This is a genomic window from Sphingobium limneticum (assembly GCF_008710155.1).
Lineage (GTDB): Bacteria > Pseudomonadota > Alphaproteobacteria > Sphingomonadales > Sphingomonadaceae > Sphingobium > Sphingobium limneticum.
The window spans coordinates 147890-168761 of the sequence record NZ_VYPZ01000008.1 but is presented as its reverse complement, the minus strand read 5'-3'; the positions used below and the strand labels follow the sequence as shown (position 1 = coordinate 168761).

Below are 20872 nucleotides of genomic sequence, written 5' to 3'. Positions count from 1 at the left end.
AAGCGTCAATCCGGCTCGCTGTCCAGCCCATAATTACCGTTTTTTTGCATGTCGCTATCGGCGGGCGGGCCGGCGACGCGATAGCCTTCGCCCAGCCATTGCAGCAGGTCGCGGTCGCGGCAGGCGGGGCTGCAAAATGGGCGGGTTTCGGCGTGCGACGGCTGGCCGCACACCGGGCAGGCGGCGGGTTTAGGCGACATGGCCGCCCGCCAGGTCGAGCGCGGCCTCGGCCTTGAGCGTCACCGCACCGCCACGACGCTTGGCCAGCAATTCGATCCAGTCGGTCCGCTTGTGCAGCAGGTCGATGATCGCGGGCGCGGCAGTGATGGTGGCGGCGCCGCCCTGACCATGGCGTTCCGCCCGGCGCAGCAGCGCCAGCGCGGCGGTCAGCACCGGGTCTTCGCGCAGCAATTCCATCAGATTCGCGCGTTCGCGGCGGCGGATGATCTGAAGGAAGCCGAAGCCATTGACGGCCGTGCGTTCGAACGGGAGGGGCAGGAATTTGTCGACCTGAGCGGCAGCGACCATCCGCTCGTCCTTGTTGTTCATCGTCGGCAGATCGATGCCGATCGAGCCGGAAAGACCCATGCGCCGCACCGCCTGCGCCGCCAGCTTCGCGCCCTTGGGGCCAAGCTGCGCGGGGGGGAGCGACCCGTCGACGTCGATCAGCACCATGGCAGGCGTCAGGAACAGGCGCAGCGCAGCATCCTCGGCGCCGACCTCGCCACTGATCGCCTCGTCCATCAACTCGCTCCAGCCATGGGCTTCCAGCCTGTCTTCCTCATGCGCGGGGCAGGGGACGACGGGCGTGCCGGTGGCGCGGATGCGCTGCAACAGGCTGGGGCCGGCGTGAGGTTTCGATCCGGGCTGGGGCATGCGGCCCTTGGCGCGCTTGGGGCGGCCTTCTTCCGCGATCGCCTCACGGATGATCTCGACCAGCACATTGGCGCCTTCGGACAGGCGGGGCGGGATCGGCTCCAGCAGCACTTCTTCGCCCGAGATCAGCCGCACGACGCCGCGCTTCTTGGGAATGAGGGTCGCGACCAGGCGCCCTTGCGCCACTGCGCCGGGACGAACCACGTCGCCGTCACGCTCGATCAACGCCTCGACCAGCTTGCCCTTTTCGATCAGCGCGGCGCGGGCCTCGCCAATGCCTTCTTCATAAAGCCATTCGGCCATCAGTATTTTCCTGTTGATCGTGATTTCCGAGCCGGGAAATGTACCATTTCCCTAGAAATCACTTTAATCCAGTGCGTATCCGGCCGCTTTCAGCAGCGTGCGGGTTTCGTAAAGCGGCAGGCCCATGATCGCGCTATGGCTGCCCTGTATCGTGCGGATGAGGCCCGCGGCGCGACCCTGGATCGCATAGCCGCCGGCCTTGCCGCGCCATTCGTCGCTGGCAATATAGGTGTCGATCTCCGCCTGCTCCAGCCGTTTGAAGATGACGATATTGGACGACAGGCGATGCCATGTGCGACCTTCGCCATCGATCAGCGTGATCGCGCTGAACACCTGATGCCGTCGCCCGGACAGCAGGGTAAGGCAGCGACGCGCCTCCTCCTCGCTTTCCGTCTTGGGCAATATGCGGCGGCCCACGGCCACCACTGTGTCGCCGGACAGAATCAGGGCGCCGGGGTGGCGCGCGGCCACCGCCACGCCCTTTTCCTCCGCCACGCGCGCGGCATAGGCGGCCGGCATTTCTGCCTTCCGGGGTGTTTCGTCGATATCCGCAGGGTCCACCGCATCGGGGACGACAGAAATCTGGCCCAGAAGGTCACGCCGTCTGGGGGAAGCCGAAGCTAGAATAAGCCGCATCACCTGCCGGCTTATTTGAAGCGGTACGTGATCCGACCCTTGGTCAGGTCGTAAGGGGTCAGCTCGACAAGCACTTCGTCACCCACCAGCACGCGGATGCGATTCTTGCGCATCTTGCCGGCGGTGTGGCCGAGAATTTCGTGGTCATTTTCAAGCCGGACACGGAACATGGCGTTGGGGAGAAGCTCCACAACCTGTCCGCGCATTTCAAGCAGTTCTTCTTTAGCCATATTATCCCGAATTCGCAAAATCGCGCCGCCATAGCGCCAAACTGCGGAAAATGAAAGTCAGGGTTGCATGCCGAATGAATCGCCGGCTTCGGCGAGCGCCGCGAACAGCCGATCGAGCTGATCGGCGTCCAGGCAATAAGGCGGCATCAGATAGATGGTGTTGCCCAGCGGCCTTAGCAAGAGGCCGCGTTCCAGGAAGAAAGCACGCAGGCGCGGGGCGAGGTCCGACAAGTAACCCGCATCGGCGGCGATCAGGTCGATCGCAGCGATCGTGCCCAGTTGGCGCGGATTGGCGAAGGCGGGGTGCGCCGCCAATATGCCGAGTCGCGTGGCGATGCCGTCGGCCAGCGTGGCGATGCGGCCCAGCACATCCTCCTCCCGCCAGATGGCGAGATTCGCGGCGGCGGCGGCGCAGGCGATGGCGTTGGCGGTGTAGCTGGACGAATGGTAGAAGAGCCGCGCACGGTCCGTGGACAGATGCGCGTCGAAGATCGGCGCGGTCGCCAGCGTCGCGGCCAGCGGAATCGCGCCGCCGGTAATGCCCTTCGCCACGGCCATGATGTCCGGCACGATGCCCGCCTGTTCGCAGGCGAAGAGCGTGCCGGTGCGACCCCAGCCGGTCATCACCTCGTCCGCGATGAACAGCACGTTATGGCGGCGGCAGATCGCCGCCATCTCCCGAAGCATGTCGGGCGAGTAGAGCAGCATGCCCCCGGCGCCGAGCAGTAATGGTTCGACGATGAAGGCGGCGGGCTTTTCGGCGCAAGCGGACTCCAGCGAGTCGAGGCAGGCCTGTTCCTGACCCGGCGCGGGGAAGGGGATGGTGCCGACATCGAACAGCAAAGGCTGCCAGGCAGCGTTATAAACGCCGCGCTCGCCGATCGACATCGTGCCGATCGTATCGCCATGATAGCTATGTTCGAGGACGAGGATGCGGCTGCGTGCTTCGGCGAGGCCATCCAGCGCCAGATTATGCCAGTAACCCAGCGCCATCTTCAACGCGACCTCGACCGCCGTCGATCCGCTGTCGGAATAGAAGACATGGGCGAGTGCGGGCTGGCCTTCGGCGCGGGGCGCCATGGCGATCAGACCGCGCGCGACCTCCTCGGCCGGCTCATGGGTGTAGGCGGCGAAGATCAGCTGGTCGAGCTGGCTCGCCTGCTGCGCAATGGCGGCGGCGATGCGCGGATGGCAATGGCCGTGCGTCGTCACCCACCAGCTGGAAATCGCGTCGATCAGCGTGCTGCCATCGGCCAGGTGCAGCGTCGCCCCCTGCGCCCGCACGACATGAGGGATCGGCTCGTTCAAGCCATGCTGGGTGAAGGGGTGCCAGACGGGAGAGGTCATGATGGGGCTTTAAGCCCGGCCGCGCGCAATTTCTACGGCTTTGACCCTGCCTGCGCGCTTGCCTGTGCCGGATCGGCCTGGTTGGCGACGACGGGCGGCGGCACCATGATGGTGGGCAGTGCGACATGCACCTCCACGCGGCGATTTTTCGCCCGGCCTTCCGGATCATCCTTGCCATCTTCGGTCGCATTGGGCGCGGCGGGGCGCGCTTCACCCAGGGCGACGATGCTGATCCGCCCCTTGTCCACGCCCTTTGCGACCAGATAGTCGCGGACCCTTTCCGCCCGGATGCGGGACGCCACCTTGTTGTCGCCGTCATTGCCGCGCGAATCGCTATGACCCCGCAACGTGACAGGGCCGCCTTCCTTGATCGCGGGGGTGGCGAGCAGCGTATCGAGCGCGGCCTTCGCGGTATCGTCGAGCGCCATCGGAGATGCCCCGAAACTTACCAGCGCATCGGCCGGTTCGACCTTCGCCTCCATGGCCTCCGGCACGACGTCCGGGCGCAGGATGGAGCGGGGCTGTTCGCCCCCATTGTCCGCGGCATTGGCATCCACGCCATGGGCGGCATTGTCCGCCGCGTTGATCGCGTTGCCGTCCGCAGGCGGCTGACAGGCGGCGAGCGTGGCGCTCAGGAGGATCGCGGCCGGGGCAAATCTTGTCATTCTTCCTCTCCTTTCGGCCTTTTACGGGACGGCGGTACATAGGACAATATCGTGTCGCCCGGCTGGGGCGTCGGGCGCGACGCATGGGTGAAGAAACGCAGCGCGCCGTTCTTCCGCAGCAGCAGCAGCATGTCGCCATCCTCCGGCAGCGAAGCGCGCGCGGCATCATAGTCGAACTGCTCGCTGATCCGCGTCTTGCGGAATTGCCAGCCCTGCTCCTCACGCTGCATGATATCCTCGACCCCATGGCCGGAGGCGAACAGCGCGCGTCCCCGCAGCGATTCCGGCAAGGTGCGCGGATCGTCATCGTCGCTGGCGTCGCCCAGCTGATGGACATTGTCGCGCCCGATTTCCGGCGCGAATTCATTGCAGACCAGCGTGTTATAGGCTTCGTTATCGGTGGTCGCGGCCAATACCTGGAACCGGGTCAGGTCCAGACGTTCCTCGGTCGCCTCCGACAATATTTCCCCATGATAGGTGGGAATGCCCTGATGCCGTGCGGGGGCAAGCCGCTGCCAGCTGGTATCGGCTATGGTCACCGGCACGTCCAGCAGGCGCAGCTGGGCCGCCATGCCGAGGCTGAAGGGAGTAGCCCCCACGATCAGCAATCCCCGTTCCGACGCGCCGGTGACCTTCAGCAGTCGCGCCACCGGCTTGATCGAAAAACCGTGGAAAAGGATCGTCGCCACCACCACGGAGAAGGACAAGGTGACCAGGATCGACCCGTCGCTATAGCCCAGGCGATCGAGCCGCAGCGCGAACAGCCCGGAAATGGCGACTGCAACGATACCGCGCGGCGCGATCCAGGCGACCAGCAAGCGTTCATTCCATGGCACGGGCGAGAAAGCGAGGCTGAGCAGGACCGTCGCCGGGCGGACCAGAAACAGCAGCGCCAGCAGGAAAGCCAGGAACCGCCATTCGAACTGGCGCAGGACATTGAGGTCGAGCGAGGCGGAAAGGATCACGAACACGCCCGAAATCAGCAGGACGGTGACATTTTCCTTGAACGGTTGAATGTCGCGCAGCGAATCCAGCCGCATATTGGCCAGGGCGATGCCCATCACCGTGACGGCCAGCAGCCCGGTTTCCTGCTGGATCATGTTCGATCCCACGAACACGCTGATGACCGACACCAGCAGCACGGGGGCCTTGAGATATTCGGGCACATGGCCGCGCGGGAACAGCCAGCCGAGCGCACGCGCAGCCAGCCAGCCGATCAGCCCGGCGATGACCGCCGCGGCCAGCAGCGACAGGATGACGGACGCCAACGTGCCGCCTTCACCCGAACGACGCAGATATTCATAGGTGACGACGCCCAGCAGCGCGCCGGTCGGATCGTTGACGATCGCTTCCCATTTCAGGATGGCGCGGGGGCGGGCGGCGACGTTGGACTGGCGCAGCAGCGGCAGCACCACGGTCGGGCCGGTCACGACCAATATGCCGGCAAACAGGATGGCGACGGGCCAGACCAGTCCCGCGACATAATAGCAGGCAAGCGATCCCAGCACCCAGCCGATCGGCGATCCCAGCAGCACCAGCCGGATGACCGCGCCGTCGGTTTTTCGCAACTCGCGGAAATTGAGGCTGAGGCCGCCTTCGAACAGGATCAGCGCGACCGCGACCGACACCATCGGTTCCAGCAGGTCGCCGAAGACGGCATGGGGATGGATCAGGCCCAATACCGGGCCGCCGATGACGCCGGCGGCGAGCATGAGCGCGATGGCAGGCCAGCCGGTCCGCCAGGCGATCCACTGCGCGCCGATCCCCAATATGCCGATCAGCGCGATGGAAAGAGCTTGTTGCTGCATCGCAACATAATAGACGGCACGAAATGCGTCCGTCACCCCCCGATATTTTTCAGGCCGTCGGGAACAATCGGACCGGTAATGTGTGGCGCGTCATGTGCGCACAAAGAAAAAGGGCCGGTCGATGACCGGCCCTTCCCTATATTGCCTTATTGCTGCGGCTGGCTCGGCTGTGCCGGGGCAGCGGGCGTTGCCGGAGCCGCCGGGGCCGGCGGCGCGGCGGCCTGAATGCGCTGCTGGAGCGCTGGATCGGCCGCGGCGGCCTGACCGATCTGGTTGAACTTTTCGGGCGGCAGGCCCGATGCCTGGAGCGCGGCCAGCATCTTGGGCTGCTTGTCCGCTTCGGCGATGGACGTGTCCGACTGGATCTTCGTCACTTCGACCGCGGCGGCGGCGAATTGCTTGATGTCGCTATCGCTGAAGTTGCTGGCGCCAGCCGCAGGGGCGGCGGGGGCCGGTGCTGCTGCCGGTGCGGCGGCATCCTGCGCGAGTGCGGGATAGGCTGCGAACAGAGCGATCGATGCGAAGCCCGTTTTCAGCAGAGCGGTGGTTTTCAGACCCGTCAACTTTTTTCTCCTCTTGATCGGTATGCTGATGAACAGACGGCCAAGCTGTTGAAATCGTTCCGGGCGGGAAAGGGCGCAACGGCAAGCCGTGCGATTCAAAAGGTAACAGGATTCGCCAAAACGGCTCGTCCCCCGACAGGCGCCATTCGTCGCACCGTCCATTCGCAGGTGCGGAATAAATAGCGGCCCGGATTCGTAATCGAACCCGGGCCGCTGTTCCGACGCAGCTTTCGATACAACGCATCGGCTCGGCTGCTCTAAATTTTGTTTGCCGCGTGTTCCGAGTCAGCAGGTGATTCCCCCTGCTTGGAAAACGCTTTTGGCTTACCAGATCTTCACGCGATCCTTGGGCGCCAGATAGATTTTGCCGCCCGGCGCGGGCTTGAACGCGTCATACCAGGCGTCGAAATTGCGCACGATGTCGGTGCGATATTGCGACGGCGCGTGCGGATCGGTCACCAGCCGCTGGCGCAGATTCGCCTCGCGATAGTTGCGGCGCCACACCTGAGCCCAGCCCAGGAAGAAGCGCTGGTCGCCGGTCATGCCGTCGATCACCGGCGCAGGCTTGCCGCCCAGCGAGGCATGATAGGCGTCGAGCGCGACGGCCAGGCCGCCCAGATCGCCGATATTCTCGCCCATGGTGAAGGCGCCCTTCACATGCGCGCCGGGGAACGGCTCATAGGCGTCATATTGTGCGCCCAACTTGCCCGTCAGCGCCTTGAAATTGGCGACGTCCTGATCGGTCCACCACTGGTTGAGCTTGCCCGTCTCGTCATATTTCGCGCCCTGATCGTCGAAATGATGGCTCAGTTCATGGCCGATCACCGCGCCGATGCCGCCATAATTGACCGCCGGGTCCGCCTTGGGATCGAAGAAGGGCGGTTGCAGGATGGCGGCGGGGAAAACGATCTCCACCATGCCGAAATTGGCATAGGCGTTGATCTCCATCGGGGTCATGCCCCATTCCCAGCGATAGATGGGCTTGCCCAGCTTGCCGATATTATAGTCGAACTCGAACTGGTTCGACCGCAGCGCATTGCCGAACAGGTCGCCGCCCTTGATCGTCAGGCCGGCATAGTCGCGCCACTTGTCGGGATAGCCGATCTTGGGGGTGAAGGCGGCCAGCTTCTTGTGCGCGCGCGCCTTGGCCGTGTCGCTCATCCACGGCAGCGCGTCGATGCGGCGGCCCATGGCGGCGAGCACATTCTTGACCAGCACGTCCATCGCCGCCTTGGTTTCGGGCGGGAAATATTGCGCGACATAGGCCTTGCCCACTTCTTCGCCGAGCGATTCCTTCAGGAAATCGACGCCGCGCTTCCAGCGGGCTTCGCGTTCCGGCGTGCCTGACAGGGTGGTGCCGTAGAAGGCGAAGTCGGCGTTCGCGATATTTTCGGGCAGCTTGTCGGCAAAACCGTGCAGGGTGCGCAGCAGCAGCGCGTCCTTCAGCACGCCGACCGGCGCCTTGGCGATCAGCGCGGCTTCGCCGGTGATGGCGCTGGGCTGGGCGACCAGCAGGCTGGTGGGGGTCAGGCCGTTCGCCTTGTAGAAAGCGGCGAAGTCGAAGCCGGGCGCGGCCTTTTGCAGCTCGGCCAGCGTCATCTTGTTATAGGTCTTGTCCGCGTCGCGGCTGTCGACCTGGGTCCAGTGGACCTTGGCGATGTCCGTCTCGAAAGCCATCAGTGCGGCGGCGCGCGCCTTGGCATCGCTTTCGCCCGCCAGCGTCAACATCTGTTCCAGATGCGCGACATAGGCGGTGCGGATCGCCGCCATCTTGGTGTCCTGATCCAGATAATAGTCGCGATCGGGCAGGCCCAGGCCACTTTGGCCCATGGACAGGATGTAGGTTTCGGGATCCTTGTCGTCCTGCCCGACATAGAAGCGGAACGGCCCGTCGATGCCGGCGCGTGCCGCCTTGGCCGCGACCAGCGCATAGCCCTTCTGGTCCTTGATCGCCTTGATCTCGGCCAGCCAGGGCTTGATCGGGGTCAGGCCCTGCTTTTCGACGGTGGCGCTGTCCAGATAGCTGGCATAAGCCGCGCCGATCTTGCTGTTGGGATCGGACTTGGCCGCTTCCAATATGCCCTTGGTGCGTTCACGCGACAGGTCGTCCAGCGTGTTGAACGCGCCATAATTGGACTTGTCGGCCGGGATCGGCGTGTTCTTCGCCCAGGTGCCGTTGGCATAGTCGTAGAAATCGTCGCCCGGCTTGACCGACGCGTCCATGCCGGTCGCGTCGAAACCATAGCTGCCATAGGTCGGCTTGGCTGTGCTGGCCGAAGCGGCGGCGGGGGTGGCGGGCTGATCGGCTTGCGCCATGGTGGCGGCCAGCGCCAGCGCGGTGGCGGCAGCGCCCATGAGGAGGGTTTTCATCAAAGCATCCCTTGCTTGTGACAGATGGGCAAGCGGTAGCAGGCCCGGCGTGACCGGGACTTGAACGCCCGTGCAACAGGCTTGTCCATGTCGTTGGTCGAAAATTGTCGGCCGTTGAAATATTAGGCTAGTCGCCGCCTGCCGGCTTTCTGCCCTCTCCGTTCGCTTCGAGCCCTTCGACTGCCTGCCAAGGCAGGCGCTCAGGACAGGCCAAGGTCGAGAAGCGGCTGGCGCTGTGCTTCCGTCCCTCGACTATGCGCGAAACGAGCGGGCCTTTTTCAGGGCAGTCGGATGTTCGCCGCGAACGCCGTCGCCAGCGATGCCGGATCGAGCCTGTCCAGATGCGGCAGCCGGCCGAGCGAGGGGACGCCCGCCAGTTGTGGCACGATCCGCTCATTTTCCGCATGGGGATCGCCGATGAAGGCGATGCCGGCCAGATGCGCGCCGCGCGATCGCAGCGCCTCTATGCTGAGCAGGCTGTGATTGATGGTGCCAAGCCCCGTGCGGGCGCACAGGATCACCGGCTGGCCCCAATGGGCGAACAGGTCGGCCATCAGCAGCGTTTCGGAAATGGGGACCAGCACGCCGCCGGCGCCCTCCACCACCAGCGGCCCGTCCACCTGGGGCAGCGGCAGCTGGTCGAGCGCGATGGTGACGCCGTCGATCCGCGCGGCCAGATGCGGGGAGGCCGGCGTGGTCAGGCGGAAGGCTTCGGGCAGGATGCGTGTCGAGGGCAGGCCGGACAGGGCGGCGACCGTTTCCTTGTCGCCCTCCGGATCGACGCCGGCCTGGATCGGTTTCCAATAATAAGCGCCCAACGCGCCGGCCAGGCCTGCGGCAAAGACGGTCTTGCCGATGCCGGTGTCCGTGCCGGTGACGATCAACACGCTCATTTCATCGCCTTTCGCAACACCTCGCCCAGCGCGGCGACATCGTTGCGCCCGACATTCAGGGTCAGGGATATGCGCAAACGGCTGGTGCCCGCCGGTACGGTCGGCGGGCGAATGCCGCGCACGTCGAAGCCGGCCTGCTGCAAGGCGGCGGCCACCGCCATGGTGCGCACGTCGTCGCCCAATATCACCGGTACGATCTGGCTGCGCGGCGCGGGCAGGCCCAATGGCGCACAGATCGCTTCGGCAGCATCCTGCCGCAAGGTCTTCAGCCGGTCGCGCAGGTCGCTCGCCTGTTCGATCCGGTCCAGCGCGGCCGATGCCGCCACCGCCATCAGCGGCGAGGGCGCGGTCGAGAAGATGAAGGCGCGGGCGCGGTTGATCAGATATTCGATATGGATGCGCGGGCCGCAGATCAGCGCGCCCTCCGTTCCCATCGCCTTGCCGCAGGTGTGCAGCGTGATGACATTGTGCAGGCCATCGAGCCCCGCCGACAGGCCGCGCCCGCCGGGACCGAACACGCCGGTGCCATGCGCTTCGTCCAGCAGCAGCATCCCGCCATGGGTGGCCGCCAGCTTGGCGAGGTCGGACAGCGGCGCCATGTCGCCGTCCATCGAATAGAGCGTCTCGACCGCGATCCAGATGCGGCCGGTGCCACCTTCCTTACGCCAGGCGACGATCAGGTCGGTGAAGCTCTGCACGTCATTATGGCGGGCGAAGACGGCCTGCGCCTTGCTCATGCGCATGCCGTCATGGGCGCTGGCGTGGATCAGCTCGTCCGCGACGATCAGGTCGCCGCGCTGGGGCAAGGTCGAGAACAGCGCCAGATTGCCGACATAGCCATTGGCTACGAACAGCGCGCCTTGCGTGCGGAAGAAGTCGGCGGCCTTCGCCTCCAGCCCTTCATGTTCGGGCGCATTGCCGCGCAGCAGGCGCGATCCGCCCGATCCCACTGGCACGCCGCGCCCGATCGCGTCGGCGACGGCCTGGGCGATGATCGGATCGCCGGCCAGGCCCAGATAATCGTTGGAAGCGAAGTCGCGGCCGGCGCGCGGGATCAGGCGGCGCAACCGCCCGCGCGACTCCAGCGCGGCAAGCTGCTTGGCATAGGGTTCGGCGGTCATGGCGCGGGCTATAGGCCTGGCTTCAGGAGGCGGCAAGCGGGGCCTTAACTTCGCACATTTCCCGCATATTTTGTCATTAAAATTCCTATTTCGGACATAGGCTTGCGCGGTGCGATGGTGCTGGGGACATGAGGGATATAGCCATTTTCCAGGCCTGTAGGACAGCTCGGCATCATTGGCTGGCGAGCTGTTGGTAAAGGGTGAAGAGATGCTCCACCCGCGCCCGGTCGGACGCGAAGGGCGCCCGGCGATAGAGCCGGTCCACGGCCTGATCGAGATCGCGATGCGCGCGGCGCAATTCGATCGGCATCGTGTCGGGATCGTAGAGGTCGGCCAAAGTGGAGCCGGCATTTTTGGGCAGGGCGCGCGCGTCGAGGACGGCTTTTGCCAGTAGCCCTATCTGACCGTTTTGCGTTGGGGTTGGATCGGGCCACGGGAAACTGTTGTACACGAGCGTATTGGAATATTGATAATCGCTTTTGGTTCGGCCGCCGACCGCGCGCATCCATGTCATGTGCATTCTGCTCATTACCATTCCCAGAGTCGTCAGATCTGCGTCGGCGATGAATTGGGCGCTGCCGCTGACGATCACGCTGTCGGGCAATATGCCGATCGGTACATAATCGCGGCGCTGGGACGATATTTTCGGAATGATGATGTAATCGCCCTGGGGTTGCCGATTTTCCCCGAACATGGACGGATATTCGGCCAATGCCCGCGTCCGGCTTTTGCTGCTTTCGCGTCTGCCGGCAGCGACCGCCTGCAACCGCGTTACAACAGCGCGGCATTGCCGGATCTCTGTGGGGTTGGCCTCTTCAAGCCAGAGGCACCATCGATCGATGCCATTGATATATTCGTCGCCGCCGACATACGGGCGCAGCCATTCCGGCCGAAAGCCCGGTTCTCGAAGCAGCTCTTCTCGCACCGTGGCGGATATGGTCAGATGACCGAAATCTGTCGCCTCGCTACCCTTGGCGATCGCTGGCCGTGGAGAGATCGGCTTGCGCGCCTTGCCGACATATACCGGTGCCGCATCGGCCAGATAGGCGTTGATGTTAGAGGCGCGTAATTCGGTCGCCGCACCCGTTCTGCTATGATCGAAAAGCCGCTTTTGCGCGGTCGGTCTGGACGTCAACCCGACGATGACAACATGGACATGCGCCATGCCGCGTGACTGGCTGTTCCATCCGAATGTACGGTGGGCGAAGCGGATCGTCAGTCCATGTTTCTCCAGAATATGCGGCCATATATGGGCTACTTGCTCGCCTTGGGTGATCGAATTTGTCGCAATGAAAGCAAATTCCATGTCTTGATTATGCACTTGGAACTGCGCCGCCTTCATGAACCAACAGGCGACATAATCGACTTCCCCCGCGCCCGGACTGTACGGGAACAAGCGGCGCACCTGGCCTTTTTGCGCAGCAGTCTGCTCTTTCTTTCCGATGAAGGGCGGATTGCCGAAGACATAGCTGCACCGGTCCGGCGGCAGCAGGTCCGTCCAGTCCATCTCCAGCGCGTCGCCATGGCGGATATTGGGCGCGGTGACGAGCGGGATGCGGGCATAGGGGCGGCCGAAATCCTCGCCCAGCCGGGTATTGGCGATATGGTCGGTCATCCACAGCGCGACTTGCGCGATCTGGCTGGGAAATTCGTCGATCTCGATACCGTGGAAGCGATCGACATTCAGCCGGGTGAGGTCGGCGACGTCCAGCACCTGCTGCACCGGGCCGTCCGCGATCAGCCGCTCACGGATGATTTCCCGTTCCAGCTCGCGCAGTTCGCGATAGGCGACGACCAGGAAATTGCCCGCGCCGCAGGCCGGATCGAGGAAGCTGAGGCTGGCCATCCTGTCCTGCAAGCGGCGCAGCGCCGCGTCCCGGCCGGACCGCAAGGCGCAGGCGCGCTCGAACTCGGCGCGCAGATCGTCCAGGAACAACGGGCCGATCACCTTCAATATCGCCTCTTCGGGGGTGTAATGGGCGCCCTGTTTCCGGCGAGTCACTTTATCGATCACACTTTCGAACAAAGATCCGAAAATGGCCGGCGATACCTCTCCCCAGTCGAAGATGCTGGCGTCGATCAGCATCTGGCGCATAGCCCGGTCGAACACGGGCGTGGCGATGCGGCCGGAAAAGAGCGCGCCGTTGATATAGGGAAATTCGGCGAGGTCGGCGTCCAGCCCGCGCTGTCGCCGATCGGGCGGGGTGTCGAGTATCTCGAACAATTCGATCAACCAGCGGCCCAGGTCGCCGCCATCGGCGCTGGTCCGGGTTTCGAGGAAGAGGAGGAATTGCTCGCGTCGTTCGAATATGCCGGTGTCGTCGGCGAAGAGGATGAAGAGCAGGCGCACCAGCAGCCGTTCCAGATCGTGACCGACATAGCCCTGGGCGGCCAGCGCATTGTGCAGGCGCCCCATCAGGTCGGTCGCCTTGCGATTGACCGGCGACTGGTTGCGCAGCAATTGCGGCTTGGCGCCCAGGATGAAGTCGAACGCTTCGACATGGCGTTTGAGGTCGGGCAGCGGGAAGTGCCAGTGCCGCCGCGTTTCCAGGTCGAGCAGTTCGAACCGCTGGAAATCGCACACCATCATGTGGCGCGGTCGCTGCGCCTCCGGCAGCCAGTCATGATAATCGAGCGCCTGCGTCATGGCGCGGTCGAGATTGCGGCCGATGCTCTTCTGCTCGACGATCAGCATGCCGGGCCAGAACAGGTCGATGAAGCCGCCGGTCCGGCGCGGATCGAGTGCCTTTACCCGATGTTCGTAGGATGCCACCTGTTTGCGGGGGACGCCGAAAATCGCGAAAAACTCGTCGTAGAAACTGTGGGTCTGGCCCTTTTCATAGCCCTTGCCGTGCCATTCCTCCGAAAAATGCGCCGCGTTCGCACGAATTTCCGGCCAGCTGAGACGCATGCTTTCCCTCCCCCGATGAGACGGGAAAAGGCTGGCGGATCAACGGGCTATATCAAGCGGAGTAGCATCCGTTTCCGAGTCATCGGCCATTGACTAGAAGCTGAAGCTCAGCGCGAACGATGCTACATGGTCGTTGCTGTCGTCGGCATGGCGACGAAAGCCATGCTGGTGCAGATAGCCGATTTCCGCATTCACATTCTTCGCGACCGGGGTGGTGATGGCGATCAGGTTGCGCATCCGCTCCTCTCCCTGGACCCGCTGGAAATTGGTCTTGTTGAGGTCGAAGAAGCTTTCATGGCTGAGGATGAGCGCGGTCTTGCCGCCTTCCTGGAAGGGCATGACCAGCTTCACATAGGGGCGCAGCCGCCAGGCGGTGCCGTCCACCCCCTCGCGCCACCGTTCCTCCATCCGCATCCGGGCGCTGATCGAAACGCGGCCGATCTTCGCGATATTGTCGAACGTCACCTGCTGGCGGCCGCGATGCTCCATAACGGTGAAATCACCGCCGGCATATTGCGGGTCATGGGTATAGCCGGCCCAGATCGTCACCACCTTGGACAGCTTGTATCCGACCAGCGTGTTGGATTCGATTTCGTACAGGCCCTGGCGATCGTCGCTGAAACGGGCGACGATTTCCTGCGACAGGCGCCAATGATCGCCCAGCTTCACCGTGGCGTTGGCCGTGGTCCACAGCTGTTCATCCTCGCTGGCATGCGCGCGCGTCGTGGCGGCCCATAAAAGGGGCAGGGCGGCGATAGACGACAGGCAAGGGCGAATGGAGCGCACGGCAATTCCTCTCCCAACAAAGGGTCGCCGCGCCCAATATGACCAACAGGTGACATTTGCGCGTCATTTATATTTCTATTTTATGACTATCATTGCCGCAAAGGCTCGTCGTCATGGCTGGACTCGGTCCGCCTTGTCCTATCCTGCCAACATGACAGACGCATGCGCCGCAGATGCGCTGAGCGCGTAGAATGCACCGATGGGCGGCATGGTACCACTTATGTCCGGGACTTCCGACCTCGGATCAGGCGGCGCACTCGGCCGCCAGCGGCGCCAGCACCGCCCGGTTGCGGCCACCGCGCTTGGCTTCGTAGAGGGCTGCATCGGCGGCCGACAGCCAGTCCTGGCTGCTCATCCGGCCGAGGCCGATCGCGGCCACGCCGAAACTGGCGGTAACATGAAGCGGCGGATCATGGGGGATGCGCATCGCCCCGATCGCGGCGCAGAAACGGCGCGCGGCGGCCAGCGCGTCCGCCTCGCTGGTTTCGGGCAGCAGCAGCGCGAATTCCTCGCCACCGATCCGGCCGAGCGAATCGCTGGGGCGGGAGAGTTCGGCGCAGCGTTTCGCGACCGCCTCGATCACCCGGTCGCCGACCGGATGGCCATATGTGTCGTTGATCCGCTTGAAATGGTCGATGTCCAGGATCAGCAGGGCGGCGGGGCGCTGGTGCCGGATATGCAGCGCGATCGCCTTGTCCAGTGCGGCGACGAAGGCGCGGCGGGTCAGTGCCCCGCTCAGATGGTCGCGCTCGGCCAGCAGGCGCAATTCCATCTGCTCGACCACGATCGGGGCCAGACTCTTCAATATCTCGATCTGTTCGGGCGCGAAGTCGCGCGCGCGAGTGTCGATGGCGCAGAGCGACCCGATATTATAGCCATCAGGCGTGCGCAGCGGCACGCCGGCATAGCTGCGAATGCCCGGATCGCCGGTGACCAGCGGATTGTCGCAAAAGCGCGGATCGTCGCGTGCATCGGTGATGATCAGCGGCTCGTCCTGCCGGATGGCATGGTCGCAAAAAGCTTCGCTGCGGGGGGTCTGCGTGGCGTCGAGGCCGGCGAGCGACTTGAACCATTGACGGTCGGTGTCGATCAGCGACACGGCGGACATGGGGACGCCGAACAGGGTGCGGATGAGGTTGGTGACCTTGTCGAACGCGCCTTCGGACGGGGTGTCGAGAATCTGGTAGCGGTGCAGGGCGGCGACACGGCCGGGTTCGTCGTTCACAATCGCGTGCATCATCAGGGCATCCGCTGCTCGAATGGGGCCACGCCTGCATGGCATGGCGGGGCATAAGCTGCGGTGCGGCCCGCCCCCTAACCGGCCGACCACGGCGACAGACTGCGCCCCTGCCCTGAAGAAAGGGTTAATGTGCGAGTGGGGAAGGCCCCGCGCGACCGGTTGGCCCAAAGATGAGAGGAGGAGAGGCGAAACCCCTCCTCCATCCCTTTTACGGACGATCAGGCGCCATGCGCCAGCGCGGCCAGCAGCAGCAGCGCGACGATATTCGTGATCTTGATCATCGGGTTGACCGCCGGGCCGGCGGTATCCTTGTACGGATCGCCGACCGTATCGCCGGTCACGGCGGCTTTATGGGCTTCGCTGCCCTTGCCGCCATGATGGCCGTCCTCGATATATTTCTTGGCATTGTCCCACGCGCCGCCGCCGCTTGTCATCGACAAGGCGACGAACAGGCCGGACACGATGACGCCCAGCAGCAGGGCGCCGAGCGCCGCAAAGCCATTGTCGCTGCCTGCCACCGCGGCGATCGCGAAGTAAACGACGATCGGCGCCAGTACGGGGAGCAGGCTGGGCACGATCATTTCCTTGATCGCGGCGCGGGTGACCAGGTCCACCGTGCGGGCATAATTGGGGCGCGACGTCCCTTCCATAATGCCCTTGTTGGTAGCGAACTGGTCGCGCACGTCCTTCACCACGTCACCCGCCGCGCGGCCCACGGCGGTCATGCCCATCGCCCCGAACAGATAGGGCAGCAGCGCCCCCAGCAGCAGGCCGACGATGACGTATGGGTTCTTCAAGGAGAAATCGACCGGCTGGGTCAGCCCCAATGCGGAGCCATAATAGTCCAGATCCTCCGTATAGGTGCCGAACAGCACCAGCGCGGCCAGGCCGGCGCTGCCGATGGCATAGCCCTTCGTCACGGCCTTGGTCGTGTTGCCCACCGCGTCCAGCGCGTCGGTCTTCACCCGGACGCTATCGTCCAGATGCGCCATTTCGGCGATGCCGCCGGCATTGTCGGTGACCGGGCCATAGGCGTCCAGCGCCACGACCATGCCGGCCAGCGCCAGCATCGCGGTGGCGGCAAAGGCGATGCCCATCAGGCCCGCCAGCTGATAGGCGACGATGATGCCGACCACGATCACCAAAGTCGGCAGCGCAGTCGATTCCAGGCTGATCGCCAGCCCCTGAATGACGTTGGTGCCATGGCCGGTTTCCGACGCTTTGGCGATGCTGCGGACCGGGCGATAGGCGGTGCCGGTATAATATTCGGTGATGACCACCAGCAGGCCGGTGACGGCCAGCCCCACCAGCATCGACCAGAAGAGGTTCATGCCGGTATAGCCGCCCACCCCGTCCAGATCCGCGCCGAACACGGCGCTGAGGTCGCCCAGCGTATATTGGGTGGCGAAATAGATGGCGGGGATGGACAGGATCGCCGTGGTCCAGAACCCCTTGTAGAGGGCGCCCATGATCGACTGACTGGCGCCCAGACGGACCATATAGGTGCCGATGATGGAGGTGATAATGCACACGCCGCCCACGATCAGCGGCAGGGCCATGAGCTTCATCAGAAAGGCGTTGTCCACGCCCGTCACCAATAGCGACGTCAGCACCATGGTCGCGCCGACGGTCACGACATAGGTTTCGAACAGATCGGCCGCCATGCCGGCGCAGTCGCCGACATTGTCGCCCACATTGTCCGCGATCACGGCGGGGTTGCGCGGGTCATCCTCCGGGATGCCGGCCTCGACCTTCCCCACCAGATCCGCGCCGACATCGGCCGCCTTGGTGAAGATGCCGCCGCCCAGCCGCGCGAAGATGGAGATGAGCGACGCGCCGAACGCCAGCGCGACGAGACTGTCGATCACCAGCCGGTCGTCGGGCGCATGGCCGGCGGGGCCGGTCAGATACCAGAAGAACAGGCTGATCGCGAGCAGGGCAAGGCCCGCCACCAGCATGCCGGTGATGGCGCCCGCCCGGAAGGCGACGGTCAGGCCGCTCTGCAACGTGCCACGACAGGCTTCGGCGGTGCGGACATTGGCGCGGACCGAGATGTTCATGCCGATAAACCCTGCCGCCCCCGACAGGATCGCCCCGATCAGGAAGCCGACCGCGGATGTGACGCCCAGGAACAGGGCGACCAGCACCGCCACGACCACGCCGACGATGGCAATGGTGGTATATTGTCGGCCCAGATAGGCTTTCGCGCCTTCCTGTATAGCGCCGGCAATCGCCTGCATGACGTCATTGCCGGGTGGCTGGCTCAAGACCTGGCGACTGGTGAAAAGCCCGTAGAGTACGGCCAGCAGGCCGCACCCTATGGCGATATAGACAATCTGCATGGATGTTCCTCTCCCCCTGTTATGGCTATCATCACGCCGCTCCGCAGGGAATGACGGGCAGGCGAAAGGCATGAAGGCGGGCGGCCGGACGAGGACGGTCCGGCATCGGGCACCGCGTCAATCAGCAACTGGACCATGCGCATCGTAAGCGCTCCAACCGGCTGAGAATAGGGTGGCAAGAAGCTACAGACCCGACAGCGTGCGTCAAGATGGCTGGGGAACAAGCGCGCTGCGCTCGCCATGACCAAATCTTGATCTATAAGGGGTGGGCGGAGAAGGGAAGCCAGCCATGGTTGACGTCGGACACAGGCCGATCATGCGATTGTCGCGCATCGTCGAAATGAATCTCGGCTTTCTGGGCATCCAATTTTCCTTCGGCCTGCAACAGGCGAATATGGGGCCGATCTACCGTTATCTGGGCGCGGATGAGGCCAGCTTGCCGTTGCTCTGGCTGGCAGGGCCGGTGACGGGGCTGCTGGTCCAACCGATCGTCGGCGCGATGAGCGACCGGACCGTCAGCACATGGGGCCGCCGCACGCCCTATTTCCTGCTCGGCGCGATCCTGTGCAGCATCGGCCTGCTGGCGATGCCCTACAGCCCCACGCTCTGGTTCGCGGCCAGCCTGCTCTGGATGCTCGACGCGGCGAACAATATCACCATGGAGCCCTATCGCGCCTATGTCAGCGACCGGCTGGACGAACGGCAGCGATCGGTCGGCTTCCTGACGCAAAGCGCCTTTACGGGCCTGGCCCAGACATTGTCCTATCTGGCGCCATCGCTGCTGGTCTGGTGGGGTGCGGACGCCGATCTGGTGGATGCCAACGGCATACCCGGCATCACCCGCATCGCCTTCCTGATCGGGGCGGTGGTGTCGATTTCCACCATCCTCTGGTCGGTGCTGCGGGTGCGCGAACTGCCGCTTTCGGCGGCGCAGGTCGCGCATATGCAGGCGCAGCCGCTGTCGCTGCGCACCGCCCTGCGGGATTTTGCGGCGGCGGTGCGGGACATGCCGGTGCCGATGCGGCAACTGGCGCTGTCCATGGCGTTCCAGTGGTTCGCCATGTTCGCCTATTGGCAATATATCGCCTTCGCGCTCGCCCGATCGCTTTTCGGCACCGCCGACCCGGCCAGCCCGGCCTTCCGCCAGGCGGTGCTGCTGGCGGGGCAGGCGGGCGCGCTCTACAATGCTGTCGCCTGCCTCGCCGCCTTTGCGATGATGCCGCTCAGCCGCCGGATAGGCGTGCGCAATCTGCATGCCGTGTCGGTCGCGCTGTCGGGCATGGCGATGATCACCCTGCCGCAGGCGCGCGATACCGCCACATTGTTCCTGCTGATGATCGGCATCGGCATCGGCTGGGCCAGCATGATGGGCAATCCCTATGTGCTGCTGTCGGGCGCGATCCCGCCGGAACGGACCGGCATTTACATGGGTATTTTCAACATGTTTATCGTCCTGCCCATGCTGGCGGAAACGCTGGTCGTGCCGATCGTCTATCGCCCGTTGCTGGGCGGGGATCCGCGCAACCTGATCGTCATGGCGGGCGTCATGATGCTCTGCGCCGGGGCTGCGACGCTACTCGTCCGGGGGACACGGCAAGACATTGTGAACAGTCCCGATTTACCCTAGTCTGCGGCCATGGACGATCAGGGTTCCGGGCCACTCAAGAGCATCGCCGATCTGGCGCGTCTGGCAGGCGTGTCAGTGTCCACCGTGTCGCGGGCGCTGACCGGCAAGGGCGCGCTGAACAAGGGGACGCGGGCACGCATCCAGGCGTTGGCCGATCATCATGGTTTCCGCATGAATGTCGCGGCGCAAAATCTGCGGCTGGGCCGCACCGGCGCGATCGCCGTGCTGATGCCGCTGGGCCATGCGCGTGGCCAGCAATTGTCCGATCCCTTCTTCCTCACGATGCTCGGCTATCTGGCCGATGCGCTGACGGATCGCGGCTATGATCTGCTGCTCTCGCGCGTGTTGCCGGATCGGGACGACTGGCTCGACACCTTCATCCGCACCGGCCGCACCGACGGCGTGATCGTCATCGGCCAGTCGGATCAGGGCGCGGCGCTGGCGCGGGCCGCGGCCAGTTATCGGCCGCTGGTGGTCTGGGGCGAACAGGTCCGCGGCGACGGCCCCGTCACGGTCGGCACCGACAATGAAGCGGGCGGCCGTCTGGCGGCGCAGCATCTGGTCGATCGCGGCCGGCGAACCCTCGCCTTTTTCGGCGATGTCGGCGTACCGGAATTTGCGGCGCGCCATGTCGGCTTCCTCGCCGGTTTGCCGCCGGAATTGCGCGATGACGTCGTGCTGGTCACCAGCCCGGTGACGCCCGAAGCGAGCGAGGCGACCGCGCGCGACTGGTTCGCCGCGGGCAACCGGCCCGACGGCATCTTCGCCGCGTCGGACGTCGTGGCGATGAGCCTGATCGCGGCGGCCCAGCAGCAGGGGTTGCAGGTGCCGCAGGACATATCGATCGTCGGCTTCGACGATATTCCGCTGGCCCGGCTCACGCGCCCGGCGCTCAGCACCATCCGTCAGGATATAGAGATGGGCGCGCATCATCTGGTCGATCTGCTGGTCCGCCGGATCGGTGGAGAAGATGCCGGATCGGTCCAGATCGCGCCCGAACTGCTGGTACGGGAATCCTCGTAATCAGCTAAAATCGTCATGCTGAACTTGTTTAGCTGCGCTGGCCTGCGGTTCAGCATCCATTTCTCATCGAAGGCCGACGGAGGAGCATGGAGGCGCGACGGATCCTGAAACAAGTTCAGGATGACGCGGTG

17 protein-coding genes are annotated in these 20872 nt (G+C 64.5%); 2 read left to right on the top strand and 15 right to left on the bottom strand.

Features of this window, described 5'->3' with window-relative positions; genetic code table 11:
* Positions 1–5: 5 nt before the first annotated feature.
* From F4U94_RS12225 to F4U94_RS12150, 15 genes are all read right to left on the bottom strand, one after another.
* The gene (locus F4U94_RS12225) at positions 6–200 is read right to left on the bottom strand and encodes a DNA gyrase inhibitor YacG (protein WP_120251507.1); all 195 of its coding nucleotides are present in this window, start codon (positions 198–200) and stop codon (positions 6–8) included.
* A complete protein-coding gene (locus F4U94_RS12220) occupies positions 190–1179 on the bottom strand; it encodes a ribonuclease (RefSeq protein WP_120251508.1) in 990 nt (329 codons plus the stop codon). Before F4U94_RS12220 ends, F4U94_RS12225 begins: the two co-directional genes overlap by 11 nt.
* Before the next feature lie 63 nt (positions 1180–1242).
* Positions 1243–1815: a Maf family protein gene (locus F4U94_RS12215; protein WP_120251509.1), complete on the bottom strand. Its 573-nt coding sequence runs from the start codon at positions 1813–1815 to the stop codon at positions 1243–1245.
* Between the two features lie 11 nt (positions 1816–1826).
* Positions 1827–2045, bottom strand: coding sequence for a translation initiation factor IF-1 (gene infA, locus F4U94_RS12210; protein WP_003049127.1), 219 nt, complete (start codon positions 2043–2045; stop codon positions 1827–1829).
* Between the two features lie 57 nt (positions 2046–2102).
* A complete protein-coding gene (locus F4U94_RS12205) occupies positions 2103–3392 on the bottom strand; it encodes an adenosylmethionine--8-amino-7-oxononanoate transaminase (protein ID WP_120251510.1) in 1290 nt (429 codons plus the stop codon).
* A gap of 32 nt (positions 3393–3424) precedes the next feature.
* Positions 3425–4057: an OmpA family protein gene (locus F4U94_RS12200; RefSeq protein WP_120251511.1), complete on the bottom strand. Its 633-nt coding sequence runs from the start codon at positions 4055–4057 to the stop codon at positions 3425–3427.
* Entirely contained in the window at positions 4054–5865 is a 1812-nt protein-coding gene (locus tag F4U94_RS12195; RefSeq protein ID WP_120252269.1) for a cation:proton antiporter, read from the bottom strand. The genes F4U94_RS12200 and F4U94_RS12195 overlap by 4 nt, the downstream gene beginning before the upstream one ends.
* 146 nt (positions 5866–6011) lie before the next feature.
* Positions 6012–6428, bottom strand: a complete 417-nt coding sequence (locus tag F4U94_RS12190) for a DUF4168 domain-containing protein (protein ID WP_120251512.1) — start codon at positions 6426–6428, stop codon at positions 6012–6014.
* Positions 6429–6752: 324 nt separating this feature from the next.
* Entirely contained in the window at positions 6753–8798 is a 2046-nt protein-coding gene (locus F4U94_RS12185; RefSeq protein ID WP_120251513.1) for a M13 family metallopeptidase, read from the bottom strand.
* 278 nt (positions 8799–9076) lie between these two features.
* Positions 9077–9691, bottom strand: coding sequence for a dethiobiotin synthase (gene bioD / locus F4U94_RS12175; RefSeq protein ID WP_120251515.1), 615 nt, complete (start codon positions 9689–9691; stop codon positions 9077–9079).
* Positions 9688–10812, bottom strand: coding sequence for an 8-amino-7-oxononanoate synthase (locus F4U94_RS12170; RefSeq protein WP_120251516.1), 1125 nt, complete (start codon positions 10810–10812; stop codon positions 9688–9690). Before F4U94_RS12170 ends, bioD begins: the two co-directional genes overlap by 4 nt.
* A gap of 172 nt (positions 10813–10984) precedes the next feature.
* Positions 10985–13723, bottom strand: coding sequence for a DNA methyltransferase (locus F4U94_RS12165; RefSeq protein ID WP_120251517.1), 2739 nt, complete (start codon positions 13721–13723; stop codon positions 10985–10987).
* 93 nt (positions 13724–13816) lie between these two features.
* Entirely contained in the window at positions 13817–14500 is a 684-nt protein-coding gene (locus F4U94_RS12160) for a DUF2490 domain-containing protein (RefSeq protein WP_427771778.1), read from the bottom strand.
* 253 nt (positions 14501–14753) lie between these two features.
* Complete coding sequence (locus F4U94_RS12155; RefSeq protein ID WP_120251519.1) at positions 14754–15749, bottom strand: sensor domain-containing diguanylate cyclase; 996 nt, start codon at positions 15747–15749, stop codon at positions 14754–14756.
* Positions 15750–15967: 218 nt separating this feature from the next.
* The gene (locus F4U94_RS12150; RefSeq protein ID WP_120251520.1) at positions 15968–18091 is read right to left on the bottom strand and encodes a sodium-translocating pyrophosphatase; all 2124 of its coding nucleotides are present in this window, start codon (positions 18089–18091) and stop codon (positions 15968–15970) included.
* Positions 18092–18380: 289 nt separating this feature from the next.
* Between F4U94_RS12150 and F4U94_RS12145 the strand changes: the two genes are divergently transcribed.
* Both F4U94_RS12145 and F4U94_RS12140 read left to right on the top strand, forming a co-directional pair.
* A complete protein-coding gene (locus tag F4U94_RS12145) occupies positions 18381–19718 on the top strand; it encodes an MFS transporter (protein WP_232015770.1) in 1338 nt (445 codons plus the stop codon).
* A gap of 9 nt (positions 19719–19727) precedes the next feature.
* Positions 19728–20741: a LacI family DNA-binding transcriptional regulator gene (locus tag F4U94_RS12140; protein ID WP_150411919.1), complete on the top strand. Its 1014-nt coding sequence runs from the start codon at positions 19728–19730 to the stop codon at positions 20739–20741.
* The last annotated feature ends 131 nt before the right edge of the window (positions 20742–20872 follow it).

Bases quoted from the DNA above. Each gene is read 5' to 3' on its own strand.
- F4U94_RS12220 (WP_120251508.1), bottom strand. From the start codon at position 1,179: ATGGCCGAATGGCTTTATGAAGAAGGCATTGGCGAGGCCCGCGCCGCG.
- F4U94_RS12205 (WP_120251510.1), bottom strand. From the start codon at position 3,392: ATGACCTCTCCCGTCTGGCACCCCTTCACCCAGCATGGCTTGAACGAG.
- F4U94_RS12155 (WP_120251519.1), bottom strand. From the start codon at position 15,749: ATGATGCACGCGATTGTGAACGACGAACCCGGCCGTGTCGCCGCCCTG.
- F4U94_RS12185 (WP_120251513.1), bottom strand. From the start codon at position 8,798: ATGAAAACCCTCCTCATGGGCGCTGCCGCCACCGCGCTGGCGCTGGCC.
- F4U94_RS12195 (WP_120252269.1), bottom strand. From the start codon at position 5,865: ATGCAGCAACAAGCTCTTTCCATCGCGCTGATCGGCATATTGGGGATC.
- F4U94_RS12140 (WP_150411919.1), top strand. From the start codon at position 19,728: ATGGACGATCAGGGTTCCGGGCCACTCAAGAGCATCGCCGATCTGGCG.
- F4U94_RS12150 (WP_120251520.1), bottom strand. From the start codon at position 18,091: ATGCAGATTGTCTATATCGCCATAGGGTGCGGCCTGCTGGCCGTACTC.
- F4U94_RS12215 (WP_120251509.1), bottom strand. From the start codon at position 1,815: ATGCGGCTTATTCTAGCTTCGGCTTCCCCCAGACGGCGTGACCTTCTG.
- F4U94_RS12225 (WP_120251507.1), bottom strand. From the start codon at position 200: ATGTCGCCTAAACCCGCCGCCTGCCCGGTGTGCGGCCAGCCGTCGCAC.
- F4U94_RS12200 (WP_120251511.1), bottom strand. From the start codon at position 4,057: ATGACAAGATTTGCCCCGGCCGCGATCCTCCTGAGCGCCACGCTCGCC.
- F4U94_RS12170 (WP_120251516.1), bottom strand. From the start codon at position 10,812: ATGACCGCCGAACCCTATGCCAAGCAGCTTGCCGCGCTGGAGTCGCGC.
- bioD (WP_120251515.1), bottom strand. From the start codon at position 9,691: ATGAGCGTGTTGATCGTCACCGGCACGGACACCGGCATCGGCAAGACC.
- F4U94_RS12145 (WP_232015770.1), top strand. From the start codon at position 18,381: ATGGTTGACGTCGGACACAGGCCGATCATGCGATTGTCGCGCATCGTC.
- F4U94_RS12165 (WP_120251517.1), bottom strand. From the start codon at position 13,723: ATGCGTCTCAGCTGGCCGGAAATTCGTGCGAACGCGGCGCATTTTTCG.
- infA (WP_003049127.1), bottom strand. From the start codon at position 2,045: ATGGCTAAAGAAGAACTGCTTGAAATGCGCGGACAGGTTGTGGAGCTT.